Genomic DNA, 16,253 nt, shown 5'->3' on the forward strand with positions numbered 1-16,253 from the left:
CTTACAGGGCTTGGGGTTTTTGCATTCTTCGTATTCCTGGGGCGATGCCCCAGGCTGGTATAAATCCCGCGCTTTCAGCGCTCCACGAGTCCAGCAAACATCCGCGGTTAATAAATCCTTTGCGTGCGCAAAATCCTAGTTCCCCCCTTATCAGACGGATGCACTTTGTTTAACCCTCGCGTCTCGCGTCTTTTGCCCCCTTGCTCGCGACGCATGTCGGAGTTTGCGGCTTGGCGTTAAATTCTCTTACTATCCAAGTCGGGAGTGACAGTTCCGGGATGTCTGATACAATTCTCCACTCAGTCATGTCAGTAACTTTCAAAATCGTCGTGCTGACCTATGCCGCTATTTGCCTCGGTTTTTCGGCAATCGGACGCGCAGCAGACACGGAAAAGACGGCAACGCTTGCCGAGGTGCATACCTGGGGTGACTTGCTGGCACAGAAGCCGGTCACGTTGCAAATAAAAGCATCTCCAGCGGAAAAACAAGATGCGACGTCCGTTGAGAAAAAGCCCCTCAGCTTCCGCCTCGGAATTGATCGGACCCACGCAAAACTCTACGGGGCCGTCGTGCTTTACTGCCTTGCACAGGGCGACATCGGACAAATGGATGGCAAACTACCAGATAGAAATCCATCTATTGGGCCATTCCGGATCGATATTCAAAGACCAGTCAAATATGCAGAACTTGCAATGGGGATTCAGCATTTAAAACTTGTTACAACCTATTTCAATGCACTTTTCATACAGACCGTTCCACTAAACCAAACGGGTTCCTACACCATCACTTTCAAACAGTTGATCAACGGCGAAAAGGCTTGTGACATCGCCATGGTGAATGTGGCTGTTTCTTCGGAATCGGAAACGCTCTGGTCACCTTGGGTAGAGCCGGAGAGCAATACTGCGAAAAATGCGGAACCAGCCAATGGGCGCGACTATTGCATGATGGATGTTGCCAATCCTTCGAGTGGGATTGCATTGCCGAAATCGGAGGGCTCCGAACCAATATTTCTCAACAACATTCCCAATGCCAAATCCCCTCTTCCGGAATTTATTCCTTCCAAGCCGTATGAGGGCATTCAACTGTCCCTGAAAGGCAATGAACTCATCGTGAAGCTCGACGAGAAGGAAGGCCTTACAGATTGTTTTCCCGATGAATATTTCCTCACACGCTGGTGGATCAACGGAAAACCTTTCATACCCAAACTGGAGATTCCTACGAATGCCATCAAGCTTCGCGCCTGGTGCGGCCATGTATCCCCCGTAAAAGAAATGCATTTCAGAATGGAATTTCATCCGGAAGTTCTTGGCGTGAAAAAAGGAGACAGAGTCGGCATGCAGCTTCTCTATTGTCCTCGCGGCTGGGAATATGTCGGGCCTGTGCAAATGGACCAAGCACTGAAGGCACAAACAGAAGACGAGTATCCCAAACCCATCTCCCGCCTGTCGAACCGCATCGACTTTATCTATTCCGGCGATCCCAAGTCGATTGCGCAGCCTTAACCCGGCGTGTCTCGCGTGCTTTTGAATAGCCACGTGTTAGTGCGCCCTTACAGGGCTTGGGGTTTTTGCATTCTTCGTATTCCTGGGGCGATGCCCCAGGCTGGTATAAATCCCGCGCTTTCAGCGCTCCACGAGTCCAGCAAACATCCGCGGTTAATAAATCCTTTGCGTGCTTTGTGCGAAATCCTAGTTCCCCCCTTATCAGACGGATGCACTTTGTTTAACCCTCGCGTCTCGCGTCTTTTGCCCCCTTGCTCGCGACGTATGTCGGAGTTTGCGTCTTGGCGTTAAATTCTCTTACGCATCCAAGTCGGGAGTGACAGTTCCGGGATGTCTGATACAATTCTCCCTCATAATGTCAGCAACCCCCAGAATAGCCCTGCTTGCCTGCGCGGTGTTCGAACGCGAAATCGAACTGCATGCCGCAGGCGCATCCCACATCGCCGAGACACGTTTTTTCGAGGTCGGCTTGCACGACCGACCGGACAAACTCCGCGAAGCCTTGCAGGCCGCGCTGGATGAACTTGACGCCCGGAATGACATCGACGCCGTCGTGCTCGCCTACGGTCTTTGCGGCTGCGGCACGGCGGGCTTGCAACCGCACCGTCACAAATTCGTGATTCCGCGCGCCCACGATTGCATCACGGTTTTCATGGGCAGCAAGGAACGCTACGCCGGGCAACAAAAGAGTTGTCCGACTTGTTATTATTACACGCCCGGCTGGAACCGCGAGCGGCGCGTGCCCGGCCCCGACCGGCTCGAATCGCTCCGGACCGAGCTTTCCAAGCAGTTCGACGAGGACAACGTGGATTTCCTGCTCGAGTCCGAGCGCGAGCAATGGGCCCTGCATGACACGGCATTCTATCTCGACCTCGGCACCGATGACGCGGAGACCGAGGCGGAATACGCCCGCCGCTGCGCGGACTCGCTCGGCTGGAAATTTGAGCGCATGCGCGGCGATCCGGCGTTGCTGCGTGATTTGCTCTGGGGCAACTGGGATTCCGAACGGTTTCAAATCATCGAACCGGGCTCGCGGCTTGCGAACTCCACCGACGCGAATGTCATGCGCGCCGAACCTGCTGACAAAAAAACAGACGCTCCATGAGCAGCGGAACGCCGGTCATTATTGAATCCGAAGACGGAGCATCGCACGAGTTTGCCGTGTCCCCGCAGGCGGGCGGGCGTTCACTCGCGGATCTGCTGGCGGAACACGGCTTTCCATTGAACACCCGCTGCGGCCAGCGCGGGTTGTGCCGCGGCTGCGAAGTGCAGTTGCGCGAGGGAAAAGTGTCCATCGGCCAGGACGCGGCTTCCGCTCCCGCAACCATTCAAACATGCAAGGCGCGGATCACAGAGCGCGTCGTGATCCGGATACCGGCGCGTTCGAGGATCGAACACCGGCCGCAGGTGATCGACACTTTCCGCATTGATGTCCCCTGCGCGCACCAGCCCTTGTTTGAGCCTGTCGCAGGCAAACGGGACACGGCCTTCGCCGTCGATGTTGGAACGACAACCGTCGCCGTGCTGCTTGTGGATCTTGCAACGGGCGAGGTGCTCTCGCGGGCCGGCGGATTCAACGAGCAAATCCGCTTCGGCGACAATGTCCTGACACGGATCGATGCCGCGCGTTCCCGGGACGCACTAACAGCCATGCAATCCGCCGTCGTCACCGGTACAATAGTTCCGCTCTTATTGCGGGCGTGCGAACGCGCCGGGCGCACACCCTCGCGGCTGGCTGGCGGGACCATCGCGGGCAATACGACCATGCTGCATCTTCTTATTGGCGAAGATCCCTCATCGCTTGGAGTTGCGCCCTTCGTGCCTCGCTTTATCGAAGGCAAACGCCTGACAGCTTCCGGCATCGGCCTGGCCGCGGGCAAAAACGGGGACGCGCTTGCACCGGACACACCGGTGCAGCTTTTGCCCGGAATCGCCGCCTACATTGGCGCGGACATCACCGCGGGCGTGTATGCAACCGGAATGATTTTTGACGAATTGCCGAGCCTGCTGGTCGATATCGGCACCAACGGCGAAATTGTGCTTCAAAGCAGCGGACGCCTAACGGCCTGCGCTACGGCCGCGGGACCCGCTTTTGAAGGCTCCGGGCTCCGCTGCGGGACCCGGGCGCGCGAGGGCGCCATCAGCGGAATCGACCTTGCTCTGAACCCATTCCGTGTCGATGCGGTAACGATTGGAAATATTCCGCTTGCGCGCGCAGCCGGCATCTGCGGGTCGGCGTATATTGATTTTCTCTCTGTTGGGCGGCGCAGCGGACTGCTTCTTGAATCGGGGCGCTTCGATCCGGAAGTCTGGCAATGCATTCCCACCAGCCACCGGGTTGAGGCGGACGGCGAGCGCGCATTAAAAATCGCAGGGGCGAATGGCATAGGCGAACCGGTCATAAGCGAGGTGGACATCGCCGTGCTGTTGCAGGCGAAGGCTGCAATCGGAGCGGGCATCGAGACCCTGCTCAAGACGGCGCGAATCGAAGCCGGTGATATTTCACGGGTCTATCTGGCCGGGGGGTTTGGGATGCATTTGAACGTTGGCCACGCCATCGCGGCGGGACTGCTGCCCGGTTTCCGGGAAGAACAGGTACGCGTCGTGGGAAACACAGCGCTGGCCGGCGCATTGCTTGCGTTGCTGGACCGCACGACGCTCGACGAGATGGAAGCGTTGCGCGCGCAGGTGGATGTGTTGGAATTAAACCTTCAGGAAGGTTTCGAAGACCGCTTCGTCGATCACCTGATGCTTCCATGAACGATTTTCCCGCAGTTCCGTTGCTCGAACACCGGCCTTATGACCGGATTCGGGAATTTTACCTGTATCAGGAACCTGCACTGCTGGCGGCGATTCAGCGCGGCGACCGCGGGGAAGCCATACGCATCATCAACCATATCCTGGTCCACATCTACAGTGCGGGCCAGGAACGAAACGACCTTCTCAAAGGATTGCTGCTGGAACTTGTCGTAATGATGTCGCGAGCGGCTGTCGAGGCTGGCGCGACCCAGGCCGACGTTCTCGGAATGAATTATCATTGCATCACCGAGCTTGCGGGGATTGACGACGACGAACAGCTTGCAAAATGGCTGCGGGCAACACTTGAGCGGCTGTTCGCCGCCATGGAGCGGCAGGAAGACTTCACGCCGCCGCTGCTGATCACAAAAGCCCTCAATTACATCCGCGAGAACCTGCACCGCGATGTCACCCGCGATGAAACCGCGCGGTTCGCCGGGATTTCGCCCAGTCATTTCTCGCGCCTGCTGCGCGAGCGCTCAGGCCGTTCTTTCACCGATCTGCTGCGGCAATGCCGCGTCGATCTGGCGTCCGAACTTCTCCAGACGAGCGACCAATCACTCGCCGAGATTGCCGGCGCCTGCGGCTTTTGCGATCAAAGCTATTTCACGCATGTTTTCCAGCAGGCAAAGAAGATGACGCCCAAACAATTTCGCGCCGCGAATCAGGCGGGCGGGAACAAGACGGCGGATTAAGCGCATTTCACCGCCAAGAACGCCAAGGGTTGGCGGTAAAGAATCAAAGAACACAAAAGGATAATTCCTTGGCGATCTTGGTGTTCGATAATCTCAACCGGCCAACACTCCAAACTCACGGCCCGCGTGATACATCGCCTCGGTGTTTTCCAGCGGAGTGCCGGGCGGAAGATTGTTGCCTTCCCGCAGCACGAATTGCCCTCCCTCGAGTATGCCGGATTGCAGAATGCGACGGACTTCCTCACGGACTTCAGGGGGCTTGGCCCGCATCAGGAATTCCACATGCGGCCCGCCCTGGATGCGGACATTCGGCCCCAACTCGCGGCGAAGCGTTCCGAAATCAACCGGGAACCCGGTGTCAAAACCCTGGACATTCAGTTCATCCCGCAGCGTGCGAAAATGGCGGGTTGCATCTCCGCAGAGATGCATGCCGCGAGGCTTGGCTGTCGCAAGCGCATCGAAATACCTCCGATGATGGGGCAGAATATGTTCGCGATACATCGGGGTTGAGATCAACGCAATGCTATCGTCGTTAAGGCCGCAATTGTCATAGGGAATCGGCAGGCCTCCGAGCTTGCGCCAGGCCGTGATGCGCCGGATGATCGCCTCGGTGATAAAGTCCAGAAGCTTGCACAATCGGTCCGGATCATCCGCCATGGTTTCACAAACAAAGCCGGCTCCGAACAAGTTGCAGGCGCCCGTCATTGGCCCGTCCGTGCCGAGAAATGGAACTCCTATCTCAATCGGCCGGTCGAGAAATGTTTCCTTTTTTGCCCGCGCCTTGAAATGCTCCCAATATTCCAGCCCGCGCGCCATCAATCCGCCAAATGGGTCCGGGATTCCTTTTTCCATGATCCGCTCCGGTGCGTCGACAAAATCCGGCAGGGTGTCCGGGACCTGGTCTGGAAAGTAATGAACTTTGCATCCAAGCCAACCTGACTCGTAGTAGTTCTGAAAATCGGGGCCAAGGGTCCATTTTTCAGGCAGCCCCAGTTCGAAATCCTGAAGCAGGTTGAAGCGTATCCAGCGCTGGAATCGGAGCTGCGCGTCGAACATTGTGTCCGGATCTTCCGAATACTGCTGGAAATCCAAGCGGCTGGGATTGGCGGCCTGGGTAAACATGCAATAGCGCGTGTTCGTGCCGAGAATAATCGGGATGCGATGCGGCGGGCGCCGGGAATCGAGCGCGGCCCAGATTTTCCGGACTTCCTCATTGTGCCGTTTGAAATCAAAACCGGCAAGGCGGTCGGGTGTTGTATCAGGCGCGAGTTGGGTGGCGCTCATATATATCGCTCAAGAATTCGGCAGGGGCGCCGCATATTGATAGGCAGGATCTTCATCCTGCCGTTTTTGGATTTCAATGATTTCCTTCCATGTGGCGATCAAGCCATGGGGACAGGGCGGGAGGTCGTGCTTGATCAGCTCATGCAGTTTTCCAAGCCTGTAACAGGGCACAGCGGCATACATGTGATGCTCGGTATGATAGTTCATGTGCCAGTAGAGAAACTGCACAACCGGATTCAGGGTAAATGTTCGACAGCAAAGCCGGAAGTCCGGCACGTTGTCCTGGAGCCCGATGTGCTGGGTGTTGTTGCAGAGCCAAAACAGCCAACCACCATAACATGGCGCAAGTGTCACCAGCACGGGCAATAACCAGAGTTTGAAGTAGATCGAGATGCCAAGAATCAGCCCGTGCCCCACGAGCAGCGTGCGCGCCCAACAGATCGGACGGCGCCTATCGAGGTTTGATTCCGGGAACAGCGCCAGTTCCCATTCGCCCTGGAACTGTCCGCGCGCAATGCGGAAGGATCCCTTCAAGTTGTTCCAGGCTGCCATCGGATTCACAAATCCTTCTTTCAGAAAATTTTTGACCAGGGCCCGCATGGGCAGAACAACTTCAAGATCATCGGGGGGATGCAGCGTGTAACGATGATGGCGCGCATGGCTAACCTGGAACATTTCAAAATTGATCCAGCCCGGGAACGCCAGAATGTGGACGAAGAACCCGTTCAGCCATTTGGTTTTGAAAACCGTGCCGTGGCCCAGTTCATGAACGCCATTGATCAGAAAAGCGCAACCCATACCATGCAGAAACATCAGCAGCACCGTTGCTGGCAAAGGCCAGTGGAACGAGGAATAAAAGGCCGCGGTTCCAGTCAGTGCGATGGTGCCGAGGTACGACAGCGTCTGGAGCAGTCCCAGGAAGTCGCTCCGTTCATGAAGGCCCTTGAGAAACTTCGGATCGACAGGGCTTCTGTACCAGGCGACGACGCACGGTGCTTCCTTTTTCGACATTGTTATTGCGTAGCTCATACAACAAGCATAACCACTCTTGCCGAATCGGGCTTTCAAGTTAATATCGCAGTACGCGATTGAACATTCGAAACGCCATTCTGCAGCAAACATCCGAGCGGGTGATGCTTGACCTGCGCCATCTCGGCATCCCAGAGGTGCCGATGATTGGCCGCTACCGGTATTCCCGCGCTCACACAGGATTGGAGCAGCATGCGCACACCGGGGCGGTGGAAATCTGTTATCTCGCCAAGGGGACGCAACTCTACCGCGTGGGTCGGCGCGACTACGTGCTTCGGGGCGGCGATGTCTTTGTAACCTTTCCGGATGAACAGCACAGTACCGGTGAAGCGCCCGAGGAAAAGGGGTCGTTGTACTGGCTGCATCTTATTCTGCCGAGGCGCCCGTCACGCTTTCTGAATTGCGCTCCGGCTGATGCGCGGGTATTGGTTGGGCAGCTACTGGCGATCCGGCACCGCCATTTCAAAGGCGCTCCCATTCTCCAAACGCTGCTGGATGAAATCATTCTCGTCGGCTCTGCCAAACGCAATCCGCTCGGCAGAATAGCCATTTCAACCAAACTGGCCGCGTACCTTTTGAAAGTCATTGAATGTTCCCGGCGCCATCCCAAGCCTGCGCTTTCTCCGGCGACCCATCAGTTGCTCCGCATGATTGAGACGCAGATTGAAGGGCCGCTGGCCATCCGGGATCTGGCCGCGCGCATGGGGTTGTCGGTTTCGCGTTTCAAAACGCGTTTCAAACAGGAGATCGGAATTCCGCCCGCCGAGTACGTCCAGCGCTGCAAGATCGTCGCCGCAAAAATATTGCTGTCCAACCGAAAACTTACGATCACGGACATCGCCTTTCGCCTGAATTTTTCCTCATCCCAATATTTCGCAACCGTTTTCAAGCGATACACCGGCCAATCGCCGCGTACGTGCAGGCGGCAGGTTGTACCCTCTGGCAACACTCATACCACCTTCCGCGAAACACAGAGGACCTTCAGCGCATAGCGATGGTTGCTAAAACTCAGGCGCATTTTTGAACCGAAGGCGGCGCTTAGATGGCGAGCGGTGAGCACTTTCTCTTTTTCGCCCGCAGTGAGGACACGGCCCTCTTTCAAAATCAACACATGCGTGAAAACAGGCATGATTTCCTCAACGTGATGCGAAGGTTGGAGATGTCGAGGATCGGCTTCATGGGAAATGGAATGAGGATGGCAAAAGGATATCGAAAAGTGTGAAATATCCAGATTAATCCGCGGGCTAATTTTGAATTTTTATGCCAGATTTAGCATCACTGCATATTCCATGGCCTGTCGAATTCACGAAAATATTGTGGAAGGCGAAATTGACAACCGCGTGCGCGGACGTGTTGTTGGGCGCATCCGGCTTGCCGGGCGCGAGGAGCCGCTCATGCTTGACTTGTCCGGCAACTGCCTGCGCGACCTTGCGGGATGCCTTATCCAGTTCAAAAATCCGGCCGCAATCCGGCAACATAATCGCTCTGAACACACGGCAAAGCGGACGCGTCGGCGACATGACCGCTTCGCGCAAGGTGCGCGTCCTCGACGTACCACCTGCAGAGGCGCTGTGTTTGGCAAAGTCAGGCAAACCGGTGCCGGAACACATGGGCAACTGCCTGTATCTTGAATGGTTTAGTGATACCAACGGCCGGGTCGTCATCGAAAGCACCGATTACAAGCTTACCGTTTCCGCGCAGGAATGGACGCTTTCAACGGATGAGGAAAAAGAGCAAGCCGGAGCGAACCATGAAGCGATTCGCGACTGGTTTGATCAATTGGAAAAAGCATTCTCCGAGGAATCCAATCCAGAAGAAGACAAGCCGCCTGACTACTGTTGATTTGATCCGGATCAGCCCGGATGTTTCACACGCTTCTGCCCCCCCTGCAAAGTGTCTTGCTCCAAAGTGTGGCTGAAGCCGAGGGTGCGTTACATCCGAGTTACAAGCAAAACCGCCTAAATTGGCATTTTTTGATTTTTTGAATTGGAACCATCTTATTTCGAGGCGGTTTTGCAAGAGCCTGCATATCTCCAGCGTGTGTCTTCCCGCTGTTGCCTAAGAGTGCTAAAAGGCTGATTATTAAAATGGGTATGAAATATGCAGGCTAGCGCGCCAGAAACGGAATCGGCTCGCAAAGCGCGCGCAGATTTTCCTCCGGTGTGCCCGGTGGGATTTCGCAGCCGGCGTTGACCATGCAGGGATTGCCGACCTGCGCGTAAATTTCCAGGGACTTTCGGCGAATGTCTTCAGGCGTCCCGCGCAGAACGGCATTGACCGGATCGAGGTTGCCGGCGAGGACCTTGCCCGGTCCGAGCGCTTCGCGCGCGTGGCGCATATCGACCATCCAGTCAATATCCACAATGTTCACTTCGAGCTGTTTGATGAACGGCAGCAGATGCGTGATGTTGCCGCAAATGTGCAGCCGCACGCAGGCGCCCATCGCGCGAATCGCGCTCACAAGCCGCTGCTCGCGGGGCCAGACCAGTTCGTGGTATAAATCCACCGACATCTGGCTGCAAATGGCATCACCGATCCCGATGGTGTCGGCGCCGCTCTCAATCTGGATGCGGGCAAAATCAATTGCCACCTCCACGCAGAGGTCCATCAACTCGCCGCTCAACTCCGGTTCTTCGATCAGGTCGCATAGAAAATTTTCCATTCCGCGCAGATCACCGGCCTCGGCGGCCGGACCTTCGACCCAGCCCATGATGGAATATTGACCGCCGACGCGCCGTTTGTATTCACGTACCGCGTCGATCCGGTCGCGCATGCGGGACGCGGTGAGCGGATCCGGTTTCTTGATGGAAGCCGGGTCGAGCGCTTCATCAAACGGCGGTCGTACGCAATGTGGCACACCGTTTTTTTCATAGATGATTTCCGCACCGAAGCCCTGCGTCTCGCGATACGGATCGGACATGGTGTTCATCTGGTCGATGCCGAACGCCTCCGCGCAACGAATGTTTGCTTCCACGAGTACGCGGTAATCCGACGCGAACGCCGCGTAATTCGAGCCGATATAGTCCGCTGCAAAGGCCATCAAGATTGGCAATCGCGGGACAATATCCACGTCGTGGTTTTCGATCATGCCTGTGTAACGCTCAAAAGGAGTCATCATAAGTTATGGAGTCAGATTCTTGTTTTGATTGCAGCGCTGATGGCTGCAAGATGTTCGGGCGTGGTACCGCAACAGCCGCCGACTATCCGGACACCGGCGCCGAGCAGTTGCAATGCGGTTCTGGCCATTTGATCCGGCGTGGCGTCATAGACGGTGCGCCCGTCTTCCGTGCGAGGGGAACCTGCATTCGGCTGGATGATCACATGCGCGCCACCCGCAGCGCTAACGATTTGTTTTGCGAGCTCGACGTAGTCGTCAAGTCCCAGCGATGTTCCGCAGTTTGCGCCGACAATCTGCGCTCCAGCCCCGGTCGCGAGGCGGATGGCATCCCCAACACTGGTCCCCATCATCGTACGAAATTCGCAGGGCGCGGTTTTTTGAAAAGCATAGGTCACAACCACCGGAACATCCGGGTTGCAGGATTTTGCGGCTTCAACGCCAACGACCGCCTCTGCGGGATCGCTCATGGTTTCGACGAGGACCGCATCCGCGCCACCCGCGAGCAGCGCTTCAATTTGCGCGTGGAAAATGTCCCGGAGTTCATCCGCTGTCGTATCCCCCGCCGGTTCGAGAAAATCGCCAAAGGGTCCGACGTCGCCAAGGACCCAGCCGCTTTCGCCGGCTGCCGCTCGGGCAACCTGTGCGGCGGCGCGGTTGAGTTCCGCCACGCGGCCGGCCAGGCCGTGCCGTTCCAGTGCAAACGCCGAGCCACCGAAGGAATTCGTTGTAATCAAGTCGCACCCGGCGTGCCGATAGGCGTCATGGACCGCCTGGATATCGTCCGAGCGATCCACATTCCACAACATGCCGCATTCGCCGCTTGTTAGCCCGCGGGCGAGGAGTTGGGTTCCCATTGCGCCGTCGCAACAAAGGGGGCGAATCGCCAATGAGCTCAAGAGACTTGCCATTCGACCTGGCGCCATGTTGGACGGGATCATTGACTTGGCAGCCAGGCCATGTGTGTGTGGCGGATGAAAAAGCGAATGCCGGGCGGGGTCATGAGATCAGAGCATATATTGTTCTTCATCTGATATTATTCAATGTTTTCTTGGGCGGATGTTTTAATATCACGTTCATCTGCTGTGCATCCTGGGTATAGTTGTCATAAGGGAATACGCTTTTCGGATCGTTCATCCAGATGCCTGCGGCGAAATAGGTGGCGTCCATGCCGGCCGCATCCAGTTCCTGATAAACACTGTCAAGCAACGTCTGCCACCTGGGATCAAGATCCGGCTTCCTGCACTGCTTGTTGCCGGGCACCGAGAATTCGCCGAGGTAACCCCGCACCCCGTTGCGCCTGCACCAGTCCACAAACGGCTTCAAGCGCCGACGGCCGATATCGGCCATATCAGGGTTTTTGGCCAGTTCTTCTGCATAAGTCAGTGGATAAGTCCCGCTGTTGCCGCTGTCGAAGTATTGGTGGGCCGAGTACAGGATTTTATCCGCCGGGTCCTTGATCCAGGGGGTTTTCGCCTGGTCAGCTTCCCAATAGAGGGCACTGGAGTAATTCGAGCCGCGTCCACCCTCGATGACGATCAGGGTATTGTCGCCATTGCCGCGGATTGCATCGACGACCTGTTGTTGAACGATATTGAAATCAACCCCGCCCATGCTGTGCGGCTCGTTCATCAGGTCATAGGCATAGATGGCTGGGTTGTTATTGAACTCGTTTGACAGCTTCACCCATACGTCAGCAAAGTTGGACGTTGTCACCCAGACTTTTCCATTCGCATCCGGCGAATCAATGATGTGGGTATTCCCTCCGTAGCGGCCGTAGTTGTGGAGATCGAGAACCACTTTTAGCCCGTACTTTCCGGCCCATGTGATGTTCTCTTTGAGTTGCCTCAGGTATTCTGGCGCCAGAGGACCGCCAAGTGTGGGCTGCAGGCGCTCCCAAAGCATCGGCAGCCGGACCAGATCGAAACCCTTCCGCTCGAAATAGCGAAAAATGTCCTCGTTATTATGGGTATAGGTAAAATTCAACTTGTCCGGGTGTCCGAGCGGATACTCCAAGCCCTCGATTTGGAGCCCTCGATGATAGCCTTGGTCAGCCGCACTGGCAAAAGCCGGGCAGATCAGTGTCAATGCAAGAATAGTTGGGCATTGCAGGAGTGAATGGGCAATTTTCCGTTTGAAGCTTGAAGGCACGAGGATCTTCTTTTTATTTTGTTTTGGGAACAAGGAGGGATTTTGTCAACAACCGACAATGAAGAACAATTTGCGCCCAGTCAGTGAGGTTCCACATTGGAATCCACGTACAGAATTCCGATCTTCGGCAAGATACAACTAAAACTCTCTGATCTCACGGTCGGGGTATGTTTTAAACGCTGCTAAAGAGCACCAGATCACCAAAGATACGTTCCAGATCACAAGAATCACCGCGTCGGCCGTGTTACTCTATCAACACATGAACGAGCCACATCCTCTCACGCAAGCGGTGATCAATGGACGCCGCAAGGAAATCCCCGAACTGGTCAAACAGTGCCTGGACGCCGGCGAAAACGCCAAGTCCATCGTCGAGAACCGCCTGGTACCCGGCATGGCGATCGTTGGCGAACGATTCAAGAAAAACGAAATTTTTGTGCCTGAGATGCTCGTCGCCGCCCGCGCAATGAAGGAAGCCTTGAAAATTCTCGAGCCACAACTGGTGGCCGCAGGCGTGAAACCGGAATACACCGCCATCATCGGGACCGTCGAGGGCGACCTTCACGACATCGGCAAGAACCTCGTCGCCATGATGTGGAAAGGCGCCAACATGGAAGTGGTGGATCTTGGCGTGAACGTAACCGCTGCGAAATTCGTCGAGGCTGTCGCGCAACACAAGCCGAATCTGATCGGGCTATCCGCGCTGCTGACGACAACCATGCCGGCGATGCGCAGCACGGTGAAGGCAATCCGCGACGCAGGCTCCCAGGTAAAGATCGTCATCGGTGGCGCCCCTATCACGGAGGAATTCGCCAAGGAGATCGGCGCCGACGGATATTCCCGGGACGCCGGTTCGGCGGTGGACGCGGCCATGGCGCTGTTGCACGGGAAGGCCTGATCTTCCGCCAACAACCCAACGTCCATGACACTCGCCTCCCAGGCCATCGTCAATCCGTCCGCAGCCGCGCTGCCTCCACGGTTTTTTCTGGATCTTGCTGCCCGCGGCGTTCGAATGCCGATTGGCACCGAACTCGTGCTCAGCGAGAAACCCGACCCGGATGCCATCAAGCAAGTCAGCGAACTGGGCCGGGAAATCGCAACCCGGATGCGCGCAACACGCCATCCCTTCATTCTTGGAAGCGAATGCGATGTGTTAAGCGTTCCCGGTTCGGAACAAACCATCCGCGCCAAAGTCGCAGCCTTCCTGCAGGACGCTTAGACCGCAGCCATGACAATCTTACCATGAAATACAACTCCCTGGCCATCAGCGATCCGGCCGAACTGATATTCGGCATCGCACCACATCCACTCACCACCCGCAGCGGAATGAAAATCGGCGGCGGTACGGTTTATCCGGAACTCAATTTCACACTTCCGCCGATGACCATCGACGCGGCCAACATGCCGGATGTGCGCCGCAACTACGAGCAGATCATCGAAGGCGCACTCACCCGCGCCGCGGAACTGAATGCTCCCGGCGTTGTGATCGAGTTCGAAACATTGCCGCCGATGACCGAACATCCGGAGTGGGGCCTGGAAATTGCGAACATCCTGCTCGATGGAATGGAGAAGGAAAAAAGCCGCAGCGGTCTGAAGAGCGTCCTGCGCATGACCCCAAACGACAACCGCGAGTTCGAACGCCCGCCGCTCATGCGCCGCGGACGGTATTGGGAGGCAATGCTCCAACTTTTCGAGGGTTCCGCGGCTGCCGGCGCTGAGTTGCTGAGCATTGAATCTGTCGGCGGCAAGGAATTGCACGACGAGGCGCTGGTCAATGGCGATCTCGCAGCGAGCATCTTTTCACTCTGCATACTCGGCGCGCGCGACATGCGGTTCCTGTGGACACATCTCGAGACCATCGCGAAAAAACACGGCGTTCACTGCGCGGGTGATACGGCCTGCGGATTCGGCAACACCGCAATGGTTCTGGCCGAGCAAAAAATGATCCCGCGCGTGTTCGCCGCCGTGGTGCGCGCGGTGACCGCCGTCCGTTCCCTCGTGGCCTATGAATGCGGCGCCGTCGGGCCCGGCAAGGACTGTGGTTACGAAAATCCGATCTTGAAGGCAATCACCGGGTTCCCCATGGCGATGGAGGGCAAGACTTCCGCCTGTGCGCATCTGAGCCCGATGGGCAATCTCGCCGCCGCCACATGCGACACCTGGTCGAATGAATCCGTCCAGAATATCAAGCTGCTCGGAGGCATGGCCCCGACCTGTTACATGGAGCAGCTCATCTACGATTGCCGCTTGATGAACGGCGCCCGATCCGATGGCACAAAATCCGCGCGCCTGCTGCAACGCTGGCTGGTCGAGTCCGATGTGGCCACCGATCCCCAGGCGTTCATCATTTCTCCGGAATCAGCCGTTGAACTGGCGCGCGCCATCGTCGGGTCCGACACGCATTATCACGCCGGTATCGCCGTTGCCCGCAAAGCCGTTTCTCTTTTGCAAAATGCGCACAGCGCGGGACGGCTGCATATCGCCGCCAACGAGGCGGGCTGGTTTGACACCCTGAACGACACGCTGGACGATTTGCCCGAAAGCGAGGATGAGTTTATCTCCCAACAACTGGCATTGGCCGATCCCAAAAAATTCATCCCTGCGGAATACGGACTGTCCTGATTTCAAACTCCATGAGCACTCAGCCAACCAAACGCGAAGTCATCAAAATGGTGCTGAAAGGCGCCCGTCCCCCCTACGTACCGTGGTCGTTCAAATTTACCCAGGAGGCCGCCGAACGGCTGGAGAAGCACTATGGCACGCATGACCTTGAAACTGCCGTGGAAAACCACATTGCCCGCCTCGGCAGCGATATCGGTTTTTTTAAAAATATCGGCGGTGACCTATGGCGCGATGTTTTCGGCGTGGTCTGGGACCGCAGCGTGGACAAAGACATCGGTATTGTGAAGGAGTATCCCCTGCAGGAAGCGGCTCTGAAGGGTTATACGTTCCCCAATCCGCTTGACCGCCGCTTCTTCGAGGACATTCCGTCGAAGCTGAAGCAATACCACGATCGCTTCCGCGTCTTTGAACTTGGCTTTTCGCTTTATGAACGCGCCTGGACCCTGCGCGGCATGGAAAACCTGCTCATGGATTTTTATGACAACCCGGAGTTTGTACACGAGCTTTTCAATGCCATTGCCGATTACAATATAGCCCAGGTGCGCGAGGCATTGAAATACGACATCGACGCCGTGTATTTCGGCGACGATTGGGGCCAGCAACAGGGTTTGCAAATGGGCCACGATCTCTGGCAAAAATTCATCCTGCCCGCGCTCAAGCGGATGTATGGCGAGGTCCGATCGGCGGGCAAATTTGTCATGATCCACTCCTGCGGGGATGTGGACGAGTTGTTCGACGAATTGATCGGAATCGGACTCAACAGCTTCAACCCGTTCCAACCCGAGGTCATGGATGTCGCCGCTCTGTTGAAGCGTTATCACGGGCGGCTCGCGTTCCACGGCGGTCTTTCCACGCAAAAGACACTCCCCTACGGGACCGTGGAGGATGTCCGCCGCGAATCCCAGTGGCTGCTGGGCCTGGGCCGCGATGGCGGCTATATCTTTTCACCTGCTCACTCCGTCGAAGGCGACGTATCGCTTGAAAACATGCTCGCGTTCATCGATGAAGCGCGCCGCCAACCCGAATATCATTCCAAATAACCAACCCAAACAATCAAACCAT

Annotated in this window: 15 protein-coding genes; 10 read left to right on the forward strand and 5 right to left on the reverse strand. The window is 56.5% G+C overall.

Annotated elements, in window-relative coordinates:
- The first annotated feature begins 278 nt into the window (after positions 1-278).
- The 4 genes from PHD76_00810 (at position 279) to PHD76_00825 (ending at position 4,993) form a co-directional block, all read left to right on the forward strand.
- Positions 279-1,502: a hypothetical protein gene (locus PHD76_00810; GenBank protein ID MDD5260365.1), complete on the forward strand. Its 1,224-nt coding sequence runs from the start codon at positions 279-281 to the stop codon at positions 1,500-1,502.
- Positions 1,503-1,857: 355 nt separating this feature from the next.
- The gene (locus tag PHD76_00815) at positions 1,858-2,607 is read left to right on the forward strand and encodes a DUF1638 domain-containing protein (GenBank protein MDD5260366.1); all 750 of its coding nucleotides are present in this window, start codon (positions 1,858-1,860) and stop codon (positions 2,605-2,607) included.
- Positions 2,604-4,262: an ASKHA domain-containing protein gene (locus PHD76_00820; protein MDD5260367.1), complete on the forward strand. Its 1,659-nt coding sequence runs from the start codon at positions 2,604-2,606 to the stop codon at positions 4,260-4,262. The genes PHD76_00815 and PHD76_00820 overlap by 4 nt, the downstream gene beginning before the upstream one ends.
- Positions 4,259-4,993 carry an AraC family transcriptional regulator gene (locus PHD76_00825; protein ID MDD5260368.1) on the forward strand — a complete coding sequence of 245 codons (735 nt, stop codon included), beginning with the start codon at positions 4,259-4,261 and terminating at the stop codon, positions 4,991-4,993. The genes PHD76_00820 and PHD76_00825 overlap by 4 nt, the downstream gene beginning before the upstream one ends.
- 93 nt (positions 4,994-5,086) lie before the next feature.
- Here PHD76_00825 and PHD76_00830 read toward each other — a convergent pair whose 3' ends face one another.
- Positions 5,087-6,277 (reverse strand): uroporphyrinogen decarboxylase family protein, encoded by a 1,191-nt coding sequence (locus tag PHD76_00830; GenBank protein ID MDD5260369.1) that lies wholly within the window; start codon positions 6,275-6,277, stop codon positions 5,087-5,089.
- A 9-nt stretch (positions 6,278-6,286) separates the two neighbouring features.
- The gene (locus tag PHD76_00835; GenBank protein ID MDD5260370.1) at positions 6,287-7,306 is read right to left on the reverse strand and encodes a fatty acid desaturase; all 1,020 of its coding nucleotides are present in this window, start codon (positions 7,304-7,306) and stop codon (positions 6,287-6,289) included.
- A 59-nt stretch (positions 7,307-7,365) separates the two neighbouring features.
- Between PHD76_00835 and PHD76_00840 the strand changes: the two genes are divergently transcribed.
- Both PHD76_00840 and PHD76_00845 read left to right on the forward strand, forming a co-directional pair.
- The gene (locus PHD76_00840) at positions 7,366-8,298 is read left to right on the forward strand and encodes an AraC family transcriptional regulator (GenBank protein ID MDD5260371.1); all 933 of its coding nucleotides are present in this window, start codon (positions 7,366-7,368) and stop codon (positions 8,296-8,298) included.
- A 268-nt stretch (positions 8,299-8,566) separates the two neighbouring features.
- The gene (locus PHD76_00845) at positions 8,567-9,148 is read left to right on the forward strand and encodes a hypothetical protein (protein MDD5260372.1); all 582 of its coding nucleotides are present in this window, start codon (positions 8,567-8,569) and stop codon (positions 9,146-9,148) included.
- Positions 9,149-9,413: 265 nt separating this feature from the next.
- On the opposite strand, the gene PHD76_00850 is transcribed toward PHD76_00845, so the two are convergent.
- The 3 genes from PHD76_00850 to PHD76_00860 form a co-directional block, all read right to left on the reverse strand.
- On the reverse strand, positions 9,414-10,424 hold the full coding sequence (locus PHD76_00850; protein MDD5260373.1) for a uroporphyrinogen decarboxylase family protein: 1,011 nt from the start codon (positions 10,422-10,424) through the stop codon (positions 9,414-9,416).
- Positions 10,425-10,435: 11 nt separating this feature from the next.
- Positions 10,436-11,278, reverse strand: coding sequence for a homocysteine S-methyltransferase family protein (locus PHD76_00855; GenBank protein MDD5260374.1), 843 nt, complete (start codon positions 11,276-11,278; stop codon positions 10,436-10,438).
- Between the two features lie 169 nt (positions 11,279-11,447).
- A complete protein-coding gene (locus PHD76_00860; protein MDD5260375.1) occupies positions 11,448-12,509 on the reverse strand; it encodes a glycoside hydrolase family 5 protein in 1,062 nt (353 codons plus the stop codon).
- 322 nt (positions 12,510-12,831) lie between these two features.
- Between PHD76_00860 and PHD76_00865 the strand changes: the two genes are divergently transcribed.
- The 4 genes from PHD76_00865 to PHD76_00880 are packed head-to-tail and all read left to right on the forward strand — an operon-like array spanning position 12,832 to position 16,231.
- Complete coding sequence (locus tag PHD76_00865; protein ID MDD5260376.1) at positions 12,832-13,467, forward strand: corrinoid protein; 636 nt, start codon at positions 12,832-12,834, stop codon at positions 13,465-13,467.
- A 24-nt stretch (positions 13,468-13,491) separates the two neighbouring features.
- The gene (locus PHD76_00870; GenBank protein MDD5260377.1) at positions 13,492-13,788 is read left to right on the forward strand and encodes a hypothetical protein; all 297 of its coding nucleotides are present in this window, start codon (positions 13,492-13,494) and stop codon (positions 13,786-13,788) included.
- A 23-nt stretch (positions 13,789-13,811) separates the two neighbouring features.
- A complete protein-coding gene (locus PHD76_00875; protein MDD5260378.1) occupies positions 13,812-15,191 on the forward strand; it encodes a methyltransferase MtaB domain-containing protein in 1,380 nt (459 codons plus the stop codon).
- A gap of 11 nt (positions 15,192-15,202) precedes the next feature.
- Positions 15,203-16,231, forward strand: a complete 1,029-nt coding sequence (locus tag PHD76_00880; GenBank protein MDD5260379.1) for a uroporphyrinogen decarboxylase family protein — start codon at positions 15,203-15,205, stop codon at positions 16,229-16,231.
- Positions 16,232-16,253: the final 22 nt, after the last annotated feature.

The organism is Candidatus Methylacidiphilales bacterium (genome assembly GCA_028713655.1).
Lineage (GTDB): Bacteria > Verrucomicrobiota > Verrucomicrobiia > Methylacidiphilales > JAAUTS01 > JAQTNW01.

Bases quoted from the DNA above. Each gene is read 5' to 3' on its own strand.
- PHD76_00810 (MDD5260365.1), top strand. From the start codon at position 279: ATGTCTGATACAATTCTCCACTCAGTCATGTCAGTAACTTTCAAAATC.
- PHD76_00815 (MDD5260366.1), top strand. From the start codon at position 1,858: ATGTCAGCAACCCCCAGAATAGCCCTGCTTGCCTGCGCGGTGTTCGAA.
- PHD76_00820 (MDD5260367.1), top strand. From the start codon at position 2,604: ATGAGCAGCGGAACGCCGGTCATTATTGAATCCGAAGACGGAGCATCG.
- PHD76_00825 (MDD5260368.1), top strand. From the start codon at position 4,259: ATGAACGATTTTCCCGCAGTTCCGTTGCTCGAACACCGGCCTTATGAC.
- PHD76_00830 (MDD5260369.1), bottom strand. From the start codon at position 6,277: ATGAGCGCCACCCAACTCGCGCCTGATACAACACCCGACCGCCTTGCC.
- PHD76_00835 (MDD5260370.1), bottom strand. From the start codon at position 7,306: ATGAGCTACGCAATAACAATGTCGAAAAAGGAAGCACCGTGCGTCGTC.
- PHD76_00845 (MDD5260372.1), top strand. From the start codon at position 8,567: ATGCCAGATTTAGCATCACTGCATATTCCATGGCCTGTCGAATTCACG.
- PHD76_00850 (MDD5260373.1), bottom strand. From the start codon at position 10,424: ATGATGACTCCTTTTGAGCGTTACACAGGCATGATCGAAAACCACGAC.
- PHD76_00855 (MDD5260374.1), bottom strand. From the start codon at position 11,278: ATGGGAACCCAACTCCTCGCCCGCGGGCTAACAAGCGGCGAATGCGGC.
- PHD76_00865 (MDD5260376.1), top strand. From the start codon at position 12,832: ATGAACGAGCCACATCCTCTCACGCAAGCGGTGATCAATGGACGCCGC.
- PHD76_00870 (MDD5260377.1), top strand. From the start codon at position 13,492: ATGACACTCGCCTCCCAGGCCATCGTCAATCCGTCCGCAGCCGCGCTG.
- PHD76_00875 (MDD5260378.1), top strand. From the start codon at position 13,812: ATGAAATACAACTCCCTGGCCATCAGCGATCCGGCCGAACTGATATTC.
- PHD76_00880 (MDD5260379.1), top strand. From the start codon at position 15,203: ATGAGCACTCAGCCAACCAAACGCGAAGTCATCAAAATGGTGCTGAAA.